Source organism: Nocardia spongicola, from assembly GCF_047200775.1.
GTDB lineage: Bacteria > Actinomycetota > Actinomycetes > Mycobacteriales > Mycobacteriaceae > Nocardia.
On record NZ_JBJZOO010000013.1, the window covers coordinates 1 to 14,934 of the forward strand.

Consider the following 14,934-nt stretch of genomic DNA (forward strand, 5'->3'; position numbering starts at 1 on the left):
GCGTGTACCCGGCCGATCCTGATCCGGGCATTGCGAAGATCCGTAGCTCCATGGGCGGTCACCTTTCGCCTGCCGGGTCGGTTGCGCACTCGATTACCGCACTTCAGGATGACTCGATCCTAGATGCTTGGTGGACGGTGCTGCTAGGTATCGACAGAGTGCTTCGGTGAGCAGGTTTACCGCACATGTGACCGTTCGGAGTGAACAACTATCGGGACCGGCGACACTGCCGATAGTTCCTGGTGTGGAATTCGGCGCACCGCCCCCTGAGGGACCCCTCGACATAGAAATCATCCCAGGTATGCCTCCGCGACCAGGCGTCGACCCGGCAGTTCTTCTGTGGGCGCAGAGGGGATCGAACCCCCGACCGCTGGTGTGTAAAACCAGAGCTCTACCGCTGAGCTATACGCCCGGGCCGTTACCGGCGGACTATGAATCTAGCGCGTTGAGCGCTTTCTCCCAAGCCGCCTGGTCACGGGGCTCTCCGGGACCGTTCATCTCGGCGAAACGGATGTTTCCCGCACGGTCGATGACGAAGGTGCCACGGTTGGGATAGCCCGATTTCTCGTTGAAGACTTGGTAGGCCTGGGCCACCGCGCCGTGTGGCCAGAAATCGGACAGCAACGGGAAGGTGTAGCCTTGCTCGGCAGCCCAGATCTTGTGGGTGGGTGGCGGGCCGACCGAGATCGCGAGGACTTCCGCGTTGTCGTTCTGGAACTTCGGCAGCTCGTCACGGACCTTGCACAACTCGCCCTGGCAGATCCCGGTGAAGGCGAGCGGGTAGAACACGAGCAGCACGTTTTTCTTACCTCGGTAGTCCGAGAGCGCGACGTCCTGGTTGTTCTGGTCTTTCAGTGTGAAATCCGGCGCGGCGGTGCCGACCTCGAGCGGCATTGCGAATCCTCCATCGTGTCGAGTTTCCACCAGGCGGAGCGAGCCCGCCTGGTGGAAACCATAGTGGGAGTGGCTCAGCGCTGCTTCGAGGGCGCCTTGGGCTGTACCAGACGGCTACCGGTCCAGGTGCCGAGACTGATCGCCGAGGTCTGAGTCAGACCAGCGGTAGGCGCGGATTCGGCGATTTCACTCGGCTCGACGTGACCCGGTTTTCCGGTTTTGGGGGTGAGTACCCAGACGAAGCCGTCATCGGCCAGCGGGCCGATCGCGTCCATCAGCGCATCGACCAGATCACCGTCGCCGTCCCGCCACCACAAGAGGACGACGTCGACTACTTCGTCGGAGTCCTCGTCGACGAGTTCACCGCCGATCGCATCCTCGACATCGGCTCGCAAGTTGTCGTCGGCGTCTTCGTCCCAGCCTAATTCCTGGACAACCAAGCCGTGTGAAATGCCAAGCTTCTGAGCGTAGTTCTGCGCGTCCGCCGCGGCGACCACGGTGGCGTCCTCCTCAATTCCCGACAATAGGTAGTTGCAAGCGAACATGGTTATGAGCCTCAGCGCAAGCCGATCCGGCGAAATGACTACGGAATGTCGCTTTGCGCCGGTGCCGAGCACACTCGCAGCGACCACATGTTCAGCGGCCCTGACAGGAGTTGTTGACCACCTCGCGCGTGGCGTTCACCCGCCTGCCTGCCGTATTGAGCGACCCGACGGGTGTGTTGTATGTCATTCTGCGCGTCTCGTCGGCCAGCGCGCGCGCCGAGTCCGCGTAGTCGGTCAATGCGGCGGCCAAGTCCTCCGGTAGCGCGTCCCGGTCGGCGGCGACCCCGTTCTCCACCGTGTTCGCGGCGTCTTCGAGGGTCTGGACCGCGATGTCCCGTTTGCTGATGAGGTCGGCTGCCTTCGCGTCGAACGCGGTGATGAACTCGTTGTACTTGGTGACGCCGATACCCGAGGTGTTGTGGAACCGGCTGCAGTTGCTTGTGATGGCTTGTGCCCTGGCCGCCGCGCGCCGTGAGGATGTCGCCGCCGCCGAGGAGGCCGCCGCTTCGGTGCGGTATGCCGCCAGATCGCTCGCGTTGGGCTGCGCAACACCATCCATCCGGTCGGCGCATCCCGTGACGACCAGCCCGATCGCCATGGCACCGGTCGCGCACACCATTCCGAACCCCGCTGGGTTCAGCAGTTTCATCGTCCTCCCCGCTCCTCGCAGCTGCCCGGCTCGACTCGCTTTGCCTGTGGAACCGTACTGGACCTCCAACTGCCATGATGACCTAGGACGCACCATGGGTAAGGATGGGTGGTGTACCACACCCTTTCGTCAACGGGTGGCCCGCCAACCACGCGGCTCGCCCGGGGATACGACGCCAACAGCATGTCCACCCCTGTACGAGGAGCAGCTTTGACCGACCTGATCCACTCTTCCGCGCCAGTGCAATCCGCTGGTACCGGCTCTTCTCCTGCCCCGAGCGGCGATCCGGACGGGTCGCAGGCACCGCAGGCAGGCGGGCGGGTGCGGGTCATCCGTGAGGGGGTGGCGTCCTATCTACCGGATATCGACCCGGAGGAAACCAGCGAATGGCTGGAGTCGTTCGATGAAATGCTCGACCGGGAAGGTCCAGGCCGGGCGCGTTACCTCATGCTCCGTCTTTTGGAGCGGGCCGGGGAACGTCGTGTCGCCATCCCGTCTTTGACCTCCACCGATTACGTCAACACTATTCCCACCGAGAACGAGCCGTGGTTTCCCGGCGACGAAGAGGTGGAGCGGCGTTACCGTGCCTGGATCCGCTGGAACGCCGCGATCATGGTGCATCGTGCCCAGCGTCCCGGTATCGGCGTCGGCGGCCACATCTCGACCTACGCGTCCTCTGCGGCGCTCTACGAGGTCGGTTTCAACCATTTCTTCCGCGGCAAAGACCATCCGGGTGGTGGCGACTCGATCTTCATCCAGGGGCATGCCTCGCCGGGCATCTACGCCCGCGCGTTTCTGGAGGGGCGGTTGTCGGCTGATCAGCTCGACGGGTTCCGCCAGGAGTACAGCCATGGCGGACTTGGCCATGGGCTGCCGTCCTATCCGCATCCGCGGCTGCTGAACAACTTCTGGGAGTTTCCCACGGTGTCCATGGGGCTCGGCCCGATGAATGCCATCTACCAGGCGCGATTCAATCACTATCTGCACGACCGCGGGATCAAGGACACCTCGGGCCAGCATGTGTGGGCGTTCCTCGGCGATGGCGAAATGGATGAGCCGGAGTCGCGTGGTCTGGCGCATGTCGCGGCGATGGAGGCACTGGACAACCTGACCTTCGTGGTCAACTGCAACCTGCAGCGCTTGGACGGTCCGGTGCGTGGCAACGGCAAGATCATCCAGGAGTTGGAGTCGTTCTTCCGTGGCGCTGGCTGGAACGTCATCAAGGTGATCTGGGGCAGGGAGTGGGACGCACTACTCGGCGCCGACCGGGACGGGGCGCTGGTCAACCTGATGAACAGCACCCCGGACGGCGACTTTCAGACCTACAAGGCCAATGACGGCGCCTATGTCCGTGATCATTTCTTCGCTCGCGACCCGCGTACCAAGGCGCTGGTGCAGGATCTGACCGACCAGGAGATCTGGAACCTCAAGCGCGGTGGTCACGATTACCGCAAGGTATACGCCGCCTACGCCGCCGCGATGGCGCACAAGGGGCAGCCGACGGTGATCTTGGCCAAGACCATCAAGGGCTACACCCTCGGCAAGCACTTCGAGGGCCGCAACGCCACGCATCAGATGAAGAAGCTGACCCTGCAGGACCTCAAGGATTTCCGTGATCTGCAGCGGATTCCGATCAGCGACGCCGAGCTGGAGAAGGACCCTTATCTGCCGCCGTACTACCACCCGGGTATGCAGGCGCGGGAGATCCAGTACATGCTCGACCGGCGCGAGGCGCTCGGCGGATTCCTGCCGGAGCGGCGCGCCGCGGCGAAGCCGCTGCGGCTGCCGGGCGACGAGGCCTACCGTACGGTGCGCAAGGGCTCGGGTAAGCAGAATGTCGCCACCACGATGGCACTGGTGCGGCTGATGAAGGAGCTGCTGCGGGACAAGGAGATCGGCAAGCGGATCGTCCCGATCATTCCCGACGAGGCCAGGACCTTCGGGATGGACTCGTGGTTCCCCTCATTGAAGATCTACAACCGCAACGGCCAGTTGTATACCTCTGTCGACGCGGAATTGATGCTCGCCTACAAAGAGAGCGCGTCAGGGCAGATTCTGCACGAGGGCATCAACGAGGCCGGGTCGACCGCCTCGTTCACCGCGGCGGGGACCTCGTACGCCACCCACGGTGAGCCGATGATCCCGCTGTACATCTTCTACTCGATGTTCGGTTTCCAGCGCACCGGCGACGGACTGTGGGCGGCGGCCGATCAGCTCGCCCGCGGGTTCGTGCTCGGAGCTACCGCTGGGCGCACTACATTGACCGGGGAGGGGCTGCAGCACAACGACGGGCACTCGCTGTTGCTCGCCTCGAGTAATCCGGCTGTGGTGACCTACGATCCGGCCTTCGCGTTCGAGATCGCCCATATCGTGCGCGACGGTCTGCGCCGGATGTACGGCGGCGGCACGCCCCCGCAGAGCGCGGCGTCCCTGCCCGGCACCCATCCATACGGTGGTGGCGGAGAGTTCGGCGGCGAGGACATCTTCTACTACATCACCCTGTACAACGAGCCGTATCCACAGCCTGCCGAGCCGGCGGAGCTGGACGTCGAGGGACTGCTCAAAGGCATCTACCTGTACCGGCGCGGAGATGAGGGCGAGGTGCGCGCCCAGATCTTGGTCTCGGGTGTCACGGTGCCGGACGGTCTGCGCGCACAGGAGCTGCTCGCGCAGGAGTGGGGTGTCCAGGCGGATGTGTGGTCGGTGACGTCCTGGGGTGAGCTGCGTAAGGAGGCGCTGGACAAGGAGATCGCCGCACTGCGCGACCCCGGCGCAGAGCCAGGCGTCCCGTACATCACCGAGGCACTGACCAGGGTCGAAGGACCGTACATCGCCGCCACCGACTGGATGCGCGCAGTGCCCGACCAGGTCCGCAAATGGGTTCCCGGTGATTTCAGCACGCTCGGTACGGATGGTTTCGGTTTCTCCGACACTCGCTCTGCCGCGCGCCGGGTGTTCAATGTCGACGCGCAGTCCATCGCGGTAGCCGCATTGGCCGGGCTGGCTCGGACGGGTCGCCTCGACCCGGCCGTCGCGGTCGAGGCGGCGGCGAAATATCGCATCGATGATGTCTGCGCCGCGCCGAAGTCCGAGGCAAGTGCCGAAGAAGAACTCGCATAGCGGAACATTGCATGGTGGACCGTAAACCGCCGCGGCCGCGACGGATCTCCGAAGGCTCCTCCGAGCATGAGGTGTATCTGCCGACGGGTGCGCTCTCTCCGAACCGGCAGACCCGCGATCCCCTTCCGGATACGCTGCTAAAACGAGTGAAGCAGTTCTCCGGCCGCCTCTCCACCGAGGCGGTGGGGTCGATGCAGGAACGGCTGCCGTTCTTCGGTGATCTGGACGCCGCCCAACGGGCCGGGGTCCAGATGCTGGTGCAGACCGCGGTGGTGAACTTCCTGGAGTGGTTGCAGGATCCGGACAGCGACATCCGGTTCAGCTTGGATGCCTTCCAGGTGATTCCACAGGATCTGGCGCGACGGCTGAGCTTGCGCCAGACCGTGGATATGGTCCGCGTCGCCATGGAGTTCTTCGAGCAGTGGTTGCCCGCGCTCGCGCGCAACGACCGGCAGCTGGTCGCGCTCACCGAGGCGGTGTTGCGCTACGGGCGTGAGCTCGGTTTCGCCGCAGCCTCGGTATACGCCAGCGCCGCCGAGTCGCGCGGCGCGTGGGACACCCGGTTGGAGGCGCTCGTCGTCGATGCCGTGGTGCGGGGCGATACCGGTCCGGACATGCTCTCGCGGGCGGCGACCCTGAACTGGGACGCAACCACACCCGCGACGGTGCTGGTCGGTACTCCGCCGAGGGAACAGGGCGTTTCGTCGGTGGAGTCGGCGCACACCATCGCGGCGCGGCACGGACGTGCCGCGCTGGCGGTGGTGCAGGGCACCAGGCTGGTGATGGTGGTGTCCGGGCATCTGGGGGAGGTCTCGCAGGTGTCGCCCTTCTTGTCCGATCTGCTCATGGAGGTGTTCTCGGACGGTCCGGTGGTGATCGGTCCGACTACTCGGACGCTCGGCGCGGCGCACGCCAGTGCGGTGGAGGCATTGGCCGGGATGGAGGCAGTGGTCGGCTGGCGCCGGGCACCGCGACCGGTACATGCGTCGGAATTGTTGCCCGAGCGCGCTCTGCTGGGTGATCGAGCCGCGATCGAGGCCATGAACGAGTACGTCGTCCTCCCGTTGGCCGCGGCGGGATCATCGCTGGCGGACACCCTCGATGCCTATCTGGATTGCGGTGGAGCGGTCGAGATGTGCGCACGTCAGCTGTATGTCCATCCAAATACTGTCCGATATCGCCTCAAGCGCATCGCCGAGATCACGGGCCGTGATCCGATGGATCCACGCGACGCGTATGTGCTCCGGATCGCCGCCACCGTGGGCCGTCTGACACGCATGCATAAAGAATCGGCTGTTTCTGTCCCAGAAGCCGCTGAGGCCGCACTCAGTTCAGAGGGCCTGTAACGTTTTTGCCGAGTCGGTCGATTCGGACAGGCCACGTGGTCTTTTGTGGAACCCCCACAAAAGTGTTTCCCAAGCTTCATTCGCGTCGACATCTCGTGCGGCCTATCTCACAGTGTTTCCTTAGAGACGTGATCGCGTTGTTCGCCCCTGGACAGGGCTCTCAGACACCCGGCATGCTCGTGCCTTGGCTCGACCTTCCCGGCGCGGATGAGCGCCTCGCGCTCTGGTCCAAGGCTTGCGGCTTGGACTTGGCTCGTCTCGGCACCACCGCGACGGCCGAAGAGATCACCGACACCGCCGTGACCCAGCCACTGGTGGTGGCCGCGGCATTACTCGCGTTCTCGGAAATTCCGCAGGACCGGCTTCCGGCCGATACCTTCGTCGCCGGACACTCGGTCGGTGAACTTGCCGCCGCGGCGATCGCCGGAGTAATCTCCGCCGACGACGCGGTCGCCTTGGCCGCGATCCGCGGAGCGGAGATGGCCAAGGCGTGCGCCTCGGCGCCTACCGGGATGTCCGCAGTCCTCGGTGGCGACGAAGCCGTCGTGCTCGAACGGCTCGCGGAACTGGACCTCGTGCCGGCCAACCGCAACGCGGTAGGCCAGATCGTGGCCGCGGGCCGGTTGGACGCGCTCGCCGAGCTCGCCGCGAACCCCCCGGAAAAGGCCAGGGTTCGCGCGTTGCCCGTCGCGGGTGCGTTCCACACAGCCTTCATGGCTCCGGCGCAGGACGCGGTGACCGAAGCTATGACGAAGATCACGCCAGGTGAGCCGATCAGGACCTTGCTGTCGAATGCCGACGGTAAGCCTGTCGTTTCCGGGCGGGATGCGATGGACAAGCTTGCCGCACAGGTCACTCGGCCCGTCCGATGGGATCTGTGTACCGAGACCATTCGGCAGGCCGGTGTTACGGCAGTTGCCGAGCTACCGCCGGCGGGCACCCTCGTCGGCATCGCGAAACGGGAACTGAAGGGTACACCCACCCTGCCCATGAAGACCCCGCAAGACCTACCCGCGTTGGCTGAGCTGACCGTATCCGGCTAGTTTTCCTGCGCGACCATGCATTCATATGTGAGGTCGTGACCGAGCAAACGGTAACTGCCGCCTTGCTCTGTCCGAAAGAAACCAGTAGAGCCCTACAGTTATCAAGAAGGGAGCCACGAAGTGGCCGCTCTGACCCAGGAACAAATCGTCGAGGAACTCGGCAAGATCATCGAAGAGGTGACCGGTATCGAGCCCTCCGAGGTGACGATCGAGAAGTCCTTCGTCGATGACCTGGACATCGACTCGCTGTCCATGGTCGAGATCGCAGTACAGACCGAGGACAAGTACGGCGCGAAGATCCCGGACGAGGATCTGGCCAGCCTGAAGACGGTCGGCGACGTGGTCGCCTACATCCAGAAGCTCGAGGCCGAGAACGCCGATGCGGCGGCCGAGCTCAAGGCCAAGTTCGACAACGCCGAGTAGGGCCGACACCGTGACCACTCCTTCCACCTTGAACGGGAACTTCCCGAACATCGTCGTCACCAGCCTGGCGGCGACCACGTCGATCGCGGGTGACGTCGATGCGACGTGGAAGGGACTCCTCAATGGCGAGAGCGGTATCGACGTTCTCGAGGATGACTTCATCGAGGAATACGACCTTCCGGTCCGAATCGGCGGTCATCTCAAGGTCCAGCCGGAAACCCTGCTGTCTCGCGTCGAGTGCAGGCGGATGGCTTATGTCGAGCAGCTCGCGACCGTATTGGGTCGCGAGGTGTGGCGGAACGCCGGCAGCCCTGAGGTCGATCCGGAACGACTCGGCGTGGCCATCGGCACCGGAATCGGTGGCGGTGACGCCCTCATCGATTCCGTGGACAAGCTGAAGAACGGTGGATATCGCAAGATTTCCCCGTTGGCTGTGCAGATGGTCATGCCGAACGGCCCTTCGGCCGTTGTCGGTCTCGAACTGAAGGCCAGGGCAGGAGTGGTCACTCCGGTCTCGGCATGCTCATCCGGCTCCGAGGCCATCGCCAATGCCTGGCGCATGATCGTCATGGGTGACGCCGATATGGTCGTCACCGGTGGCGTCGAAGGCTTCATCGATGCGGTGCCGATCGCGGCGTTCACCATGATGCGCGCCATGAGCACCCGCAACGACGATCCGAGGGGCGCATCGCGGCCTTTCGACTCCGATCGGGACGGCTTCGTCTTCGGCGAGGCGGGCGCACTGATGGTCCTGGAGACCGAGGAGCACGCCAAGGCGCGTGGCGCCACGATCCACGCGCGCTTACTCGGCGCCGGGATCACCTCCGACGGCTTCCATCTGGTCGCGCCCGATCCTACCGGCGATGGTGCGGCGCGCGCGATGACCAGGGCGATGCAGACCGCTGGTCTGGCCAAGCAGGACATCACGCACATCAACGCGCACGCGACCGCGACGCCGATCGGCGATATCGCCGAGGCGAACGCGATCAACAAGGCGGTCGGCAACCATGCCTCGGTGTACGCGCCCAAATCGGCACTCGGTCACTCGATCGGCGCGGTCGGCGCGCTGGAGTCCGTGCTGACGGTGCTCAGCATCAGGGATGGCATTGTTCCGCCCACGTTGAACTTGGAAAACCAAGATCCGCAGATCGATCTCGACGTGGTGAAGGGTGAGGCCAGGCGCCAGGAGATCGAGTACGCGATCAACAACTCCTTCGGATTCGGTGGGCACAATGTGGCGCTCGCCTTCGGTCGGGCGTAGCCTCGCGATCGACTGCACAACGATCCCAGCGGGGTCGGCCGACTCGCTCGGTACCGACCCCTCGGGGCTCGCCGTACGCAGCCGCGGCAGCGGCATACTCATTCAGCTGAGGAGAACGCGATGACAGTCATCGCTCCCGCGTTGCACCAAGAAACGGCGCCCGATCCGCGTGATCCACTCGGACGGCTCCAGCGTTTTTTCGACCCCGGAACCATTCTTCCGCTGCATCCGCGGGACAAATCCGGCGTTCTCGCTGCCATCGGTGAGGTGGACGGTGTGCGCACCGTGGCCTACTGCTCCGACGCCACTGTGATGGGTGGCGCGATGGGAGTGGCGGGCTGCAAGCACATCGTCGATGCCATCGATACCGCTATCGACTCCGATGTCCCTGTGGTCGGATTGTGGCACTCCGGCGGCGCTCGCCTGGCCGAAGGGGTCGAGGCGTTGCACGCTGTCGGCCAGGTCTTCGAGGCCATGGTCCGTGCTTCCGGCCTGGTCCCGCAGATATCCGTGGTACTCGGCTTCGCCGCGGGCGGTGCCGCCTATGGTCCGGCGCTGACCGATCTGGTGATCATGGCTCCCGAGGGCCGGGTCTTCGTCACCGGTCCGGACGTGGTGCGCAGTGTGACCGGCGAACAGGTCGATATGGCCACATTGGGCGGTCCGGAGACGCATGGGAAGAAATCCGGTGTTACGCATATCGTCGCCCGTGACGAGGCCGATGCGCTGCATCGTGCGCGACATCTGGTGTCCATGTTCGCCGAGCAGGGCGAATTCGATCTGCGCGCGGCCGAGCACGGCAATGTCGATCTGAAGGCGATGCTGCCCGCGTCGGCCAAGCGTGCTTACGATGTGCGGCCGATAGTCCACGAACTGCTCGACAATGTCGACGGGGAGTCGACGTTCGAGGAGCTGCAGGGACTGTATGCCCGCAGTATCGTCACCGGTCTCGGCCGTCTCGGTGGTCGTACCGTCGGCATACTGGCGAACAATCCGATCCGGCTCGGTGGCTGCCTGAACTCCGAAAGCGCCGAGAAAGCGGCGCGCTTCGTACGGTTGTGCGATGCGTTCGGTATTCCATTGATCGTCATCACCGATGTTCCCGGCTATCTGCCCGGTGTCGGCCAGGAGTGGGAGGGCGTCGTACGACGCGGTGCGAAGCTCCTGCACGCATTCGCCGAGGCGCGGGTTCCGCGGGTCACCCTGGTTACCCGCAAGATCTACGGTGGTGCCTACATCGCGATGAACGCCCGTTCGCTCGGGGCGACGGCGGTCTACGCGTGGCCGGACTCCGAGGTGGCGGTGATGGGCGCCAAGGCGGCGGTCGGCATTCTGCACAAGAAGGCCCTCGCGGCCGCGCCGGAAGAAGAACGCGAGGCGCTGCACGAGCGGCTCACCGCTGAACACGAGCGGATTGCGGGTGGTGTGGAGCGCGCTATCGCGATCGGTGTTGTGGACGAGGTGATCGAACCGGCCAAGACCCGAAGCACGCTCGCGGCGGCTCTTGCCGCGGCACCGGCCCGCAAGAGCAGGCACAAGAACATCCCCCTCTGATCCACCGGGTCCCACGCACCGCGGGCCAGGCAGTATGCCGGGCCCGCGGTGTTGTTTGTCTGTATTGTCCGTGTTATCGCGATCGATACGCGCGCACGCGGCAGAATCCTGCTATGGCGTCCGAAGTCCCCACCCCGCGGGACCGCAAACGACAGGGCAGGCACTACACCCCACCGGCATTGGCCCGATTTCTCGCACACCGGCTGCTGCGGTATGCCGTACCGGCCCGCGCCGGAGTTCTGCGTGTTCTGGATCCGGCATGTGGTGACGGCGAGTTGCTGTTCGCGGTGCATGCTGAGGTCACTGCTCGGTTTCCTGATATCAGACTGCTGCTGACCGGCTACGATCTCGACGCGAAGGCGCTCGCTATCGCACGCGATCGAGCCGCTGTGGCAGGTATTGCCGGGCGGTGGCGAAGGGCGGATTTTCTCGCGGCCGAGGCACGGCTCGCGACCGGTTCGTTCGATGTGGTGATCACCAATCCGCCCTACGTACGCACGCAGCAGCTCGGCGGATCGACCGCACAACTGCTGCGTAAGCAGTTCGGCCTGTATGGACGGATCGATCTGACCCATCCGTTCGTCGCCACATTGCCACGGTTGCTTGCTACCGGGGGTGTGCTCGGTCTGTTGTGTGCCAATAGATTTCTGACTACCAAGGCCGGTGCGAATATCCGGGGTCTGTTGCTGGCGGAGCTGTCCCCGGTCGAGTTGTACGACCTGGGGGATACCAAACTCTTTGCTGCCGCTGTGCTTCCCGCTATCACCATCGCGCGCCGGGAAAGTTACCGCGGTGGCTGCCGATATGTCTCTGCCTACGAGGCAATCGGGCAGTGCTCGGGTGGAAAAAGTCTTTTCGAGGCATTGACCGATGAACGAGGTTCGATTGTCGAGCACAACGGGCGGACTTTCGTTATCCAGGTCGGCAGACTGGTGACCGGTCGGGAGCCGGTGACCAACCGCGATATGCGCGCAGCGGGAACCGACAGTGGCGCGAGTACGAGCGCGGATGATCCGGCGCCGCGCGCGGGACGATCCGCAGGTACCGGGGGAGCAGGGCGATATGTCGATACCGCATCCGAACCGCAGGCCGGATGGCGGATGTCGCATGAGGCGGTCGACTCCTGGCTGACTCGGGTTAGCGCGGCCACGTGGCGTACCTTCGGTGACGTGGCACGGATCCGCGTCGGGGTCAAGACAACTGCTGACCGGGTGTTCATCTCCGACCGCTGGGCCGAGGCCGACCCGTGTCCCGAGCCAGAACTGTTGCTCGCCTTGATCACTCACCGTGATCTCGCACCATGGCGGGTCAGTCGTAATCGCGACCTGCGGGTGCTCTACCCCTATGAACTGGCCTGTGCGCGCCGCACGCCGATAGATCTTGCCGAGTTTCCAAGGGCGGCAGCGTATCTTCTGGCCAATAAGGAGACATTGGCTGGCCGTCGCTATTTGGTCGAGAGTGGTCGAGCCTGGTTCGAGATCTGGGTTCCGCAGCGTCCACACCTATGGCAGGAGCCGAAACTGGTCTTTCCGGATATCAGTGATCGCCCGCGTTTCGCACTGGACCGTTCGGGTGCGGTGGTCAACGGTGACTGCTATTGGATCTCGCTGCCCGATCTGGCCCGCGCACCCGCCGAAGCCACCCGATTGGCCTATTTACTGATGGGTGTGGCCAATTCGGCACTCGGGCTGCGATTCTACGACGCGGTCTGTGGGAATCGGCTGTACTCGGGCAGACGGCGGTGGATAACCCAGTATGTATCGCGACTGCCGCTGCCTGATCCGATGGCCGCCCGATCCACGGCGGTCATCGATCTGGTTCGAGAATTCGTCGAGGGCTGCCCACCCGATCCCGCGGCATACGCTGAGCTGGACGAGCGGGTGGCGTCCGCCTTCGGTGTCCGGGACCGATTACCCGATGGTCCGGACACCGACCATCGGTAGCAGGGTGCGGCGGGCGAACTCGCGTGCGGCTTCCTGGTCGGCGACCGGGATCAGACCGTCGGGGGTGAGTGCCAGCGAGAGTGCGAGCCGGGCCATGATCTCGGCCACCAGATCGGCATCGACATCGTATCCGATGCTGGTATCCCTTAGCTCACGCAGCTTCTCGGCCAGATAGTCGCGACCGACGGCGAGGATCGGCCCCGCGTCGGTCGTGAGCCGGGGAAGAATCAGGTCGGGTTCGGTCCGCAGCAGCCTGCGCAGCAGTTCATTGCCCGCGATAGCGCCGATGAAGGCGACGAAGATCTCTACCAGCTGGGCTTCGGTGCCGGAGACGGTGCGTATTTGCGTGTCTATGGCGGTAACGAACCGTTGCGCCTCTCGGACGCTTACCGCTTCGACCAGATCGTTCTTCGATTCGAAGCGGCGATACAGCGTGGCCGGGCTGACCCCGGCCCTACGGGCGATCTCACCCATACTGGTTCGTTTGATGCCGAAGTCCAGAAACGCCGAGAGTGCGCTTTCCAAAAGTTTTTCGCCATCGGCGACCGGTTTCTCCAGGATGCGCTGCAGCATAGGCGAGACGGTTGGCATCGGATCTCCAGTGGGTTCGGCGCGGGGCCGGTCGGCCCGGCAGTGCGACGGTACAGATGGAGCGTCGATTATTTCATCGGATCGATCGGGTATGACATGGCATTGCCGAATCGGCGCAGCGGCCACCACATGCGGTATGTGCCGCGGCGATGTCATCGGCACGGCAGATCCAGCTCGGCCATTTCCTTTTCGATCGCATTGGCGGCGAAATAGACCCCACGGGAACGTAGTTCATGGATTCTGTGCCGGAGCGCCTCGACTCCTCCTGGCTGGGCCGCGATATCGGCGACACTGATCCGGCCCTCCAGCCGATACGCACCCGACTGCATGGACGACACCGTGATACCTCCTGCCCGCGTGCTCTCCCGCGCATCGACCCGGGTGGGTTGACCACTGTGCCGCAGGCCGTACGAGATCTGTATCGGCAGGAGAGCCCGGGTCGCCGGGCACGCTGGCTGAATGCTATCAGCGATTTTTCCGGTAGACCCGATTTGTGTGTCTTGACTCACACCGTATTTCCTATGCAATGCGAGGTTGTATTTGCTAGATAGATGATCGCATTCGGGCGAATGCGATCGTGCTTGCGGAGTTTCGCCTCCGGCGGATTACGGGCGAACCTTCCTCGGGCCCTGGAAGTCGGCGCGGTAGGCGGCCGGGCTGGTATCCAGGATGCGGTGGAAGTGGTGACGCAGGCTGACCGCGGTGCCGAAGCCGGTTTCGGCGGCGATGTGTTCCACGGTGTCGGTGGTGGTTTCCAGTAGTAGCCGGGCGTGCTCGGTGCGCTGTGTCAGCAGCCACTGTTGCGGACTGTTACCGGTCCGGTCCCGGAAGCGCCGGGTGAAGGTGCGTCGTGACATGAGCGCGATCCGTGCCCAGCTATCCAGGTCGATCGGATCGCCGAGGTGGGTTCGCGCCCACGTCATGGCGTGCTCGATCGGATCATTGTCGACGGTGTCGGGTACGGCGACCGGAATGTACTGCGCCTGCGAACCATTGCGGTGCGGGGCGGTGACCAGCTCTCTGGCGAGTTCGGTGGCGTATTTGCTGCCCAGATCGCTGCGGACCAGATGCAGGCAGCAGTCGAGTGCCGCGGCTACTCCCGCGGAGGTGACGATATCGCCCAGATCCGACCACAGACGGTCGGCGCGGACCTGGACGGCGGGAAACGCGCTTGCCAGTGCGTCGGCCGCGGACCAGTGCGTGGTGACTTCTCGTCCGTCGGCCAAGCCGCTGGCGGCCACCGCCCATGAGCCGAGGCATAGGCCGACGATCCTGGAGCCGCTCGCATGTGCGGTGTGCAGCGCGGCGCGTAGCGGCCCCGATAGGGGCGAGCCGGGCTCCCAACTCGGGAGTACGACTGTGTCCGCGCGGGTCACCGCATCGAGTCCGTGCCGGACGTCGAGAGTGAAACCTGCTGGTGTGTGCACTGTTCCGGGGTATTCGGCGCAGACTTCCACGCGATACGGAGCGGGACCGCCGATTCCCGCCCGTCCGAAGACAAGGGTGGGAACGGAGAGGTGGAATGGGCTGATCCCGTCGAAGGCGATAACCGCGACTGTCCGCAT

The 14,934-nt window shown here is 64.4% G+C and carries 13 protein-coding genes and 1 tRNA gene; 7 read left to right on the plus strand and 7 right to left on the minus strand.

From position 1 onward, the window contains the following. Positions 1 to 340: 340 nt before the first annotated feature. From ACL02S_RS19265 to ACL02S_RS19280, 4 genes are all read right to left on the minus strand, one after another. Positions 341 to 412 (minus strand) — tRNA-Val (locus ACL02S_RS19265). Positions 413 to 429: 17 nt separating this feature from the next. Then, a complete protein-coding gene (locus tag ACL02S_RS19270; protein WP_412803853.1) occupies positions 430 to 894 on the minus strand; it encodes a peroxiredoxin in 465 nt (154 codons plus the stop codon). A 74-nt stretch (positions 895 to 968) separates the two neighbouring features. Then, positions 969 to 1,391, minus strand: coding sequence for a DUF3052 domain-containing protein (locus ACL02S_RS19275; RefSeq protein ID WP_412803936.1), 423 nt, complete (start codon positions 1,389 to 1,391; stop codon positions 969 to 971). 139 nt (positions 1,392 to 1,530) lie between these two features. Next, positions 1,531 to 2,088 (minus strand): Rv2240c family protein, encoded by a 558-nt coding sequence (locus ACL02S_RS19280; protein WP_412803854.1) that lies wholly within the window; start codon positions 2,086 to 2,088, stop codon positions 1,531 to 1,533. Between the two features lie 321 nt (positions 2,089 to 2,409). Between ACL02S_RS19280 and aceE the strand changes: the two genes are divergently transcribed. The 7 genes from aceE to ACL02S_RS19315 all read left to right on the plus strand — a co-directional run bounded on the left by aceE (position 2,410) and on the right by ACL02S_RS19315 (position 12,778). Next, positions 2,410 to 5,208 carry a pyruvate dehydrogenase (acetyl-transferring), homodimeric type gene (aceE, locus tag ACL02S_RS19285; protein ID WP_503129068.1) on the plus strand — a complete coding sequence of 933 codons (2,799 nt, stop codon included), beginning with the start codon at positions 2,410 to 2,412 and terminating at the stop codon, positions 5,206 to 5,208. An 11-nt stretch (positions 5,209 to 5,219) separates the two neighbouring features. Next, a complete protein-coding gene (locus ACL02S_RS19290; RefSeq protein ID WP_412803856.1) occupies positions 5,220 to 6,554 on the plus strand; it encodes a PucR family transcriptional regulator in 1,335 nt (444 codons plus the stop codon). A gap of 128 nt (positions 6,555 to 6,682) precedes the next feature. Continuing rightward, entirely contained in the window at positions 6,683 to 7,597 is a 915-nt protein-coding gene (locus ACL02S_RS19295) for an ACP S-malonyltransferase (protein ID WP_412803857.1), read from the plus strand. A gap of 120 nt (positions 7,598 to 7,717) precedes the next feature. After that, a complete protein-coding gene (gene acpM / locus ACL02S_RS19300; protein WP_412803858.1) occupies positions 7,718 to 8,020 on the plus strand; it encodes a meromycolate extension acyl carrier protein AcpM in 303 nt (100 codons plus the stop codon). Positions 8,021 to 8,030: 10 nt separating this feature from the next. Further along, a complete protein-coding gene (locus tag ACL02S_RS19305; RefSeq protein WP_412803859.1) occupies positions 8,031 to 9,281 on the plus strand; it encodes a KasA/KasB family beta-ketoacyl-ACP synthase in 1,251 nt (416 codons plus the stop codon). A 120-nt stretch (positions 9,282 to 9,401) separates the two neighbouring features. After that, a complete protein-coding gene (locus ACL02S_RS19310) occupies positions 9,402 to 10,835 on the plus strand; it encodes an acyl-CoA carboxylase subunit beta (RefSeq protein WP_412803860.1) in 1,434 nt (477 codons plus the stop codon). A 113-nt stretch (positions 10,836 to 10,948) separates the two neighbouring features. Next, complete coding sequence (locus ACL02S_RS19315; RefSeq protein ID WP_412803861.1) at positions 10,949 to 12,778, plus strand: N-6 DNA methylase family protein; 1,830 nt, start codon at positions 10,949 to 10,951, stop codon at positions 12,776 to 12,778. On the opposite strand, the gene ACL02S_RS19320 is transcribed toward ACL02S_RS19315, so the two are convergent. The 3 genes from ACL02S_RS19320 to ACL02S_RS19330 all read right to left on the minus strand — a co-directional run bounded on the left by ACL02S_RS19320 (position 12,746) and on the right by ACL02S_RS19330 (position 14,934). Then, on the minus strand, positions 12,746 to 13,351 hold the full coding sequence (locus ACL02S_RS19320; RefSeq protein ID WP_412803862.1) for a TetR/AcrR family transcriptional regulator: 606 nt from the start codon (positions 13,349 to 13,351) through the stop codon (positions 12,746 to 12,748). The two genes, ACL02S_RS19315 and ACL02S_RS19320, sit on opposite strands and share 33 nt — an antisense overlap. 170 nt (positions 13,352 to 13,521) lie before the next feature. Next, complete coding sequence (locus tag ACL02S_RS19325) at positions 13,522 to 13,707, minus strand: hypothetical protein (RefSeq protein WP_412803943.1); 186 nt, start codon at positions 13,705 to 13,707, stop codon at positions 13,522 to 13,524. 267 nt (positions 13,708 to 13,974) lie between these two features. Continuing rightward, positions 13,975 to 14,934 (minus strand): GlxA family transcriptional regulator, encoded by a 960-nt coding sequence (locus tag ACL02S_RS19330; protein WP_412803863.1) that lies wholly within the window; start codon positions 14,932 to 14,934, stop codon positions 13,975 to 13,977.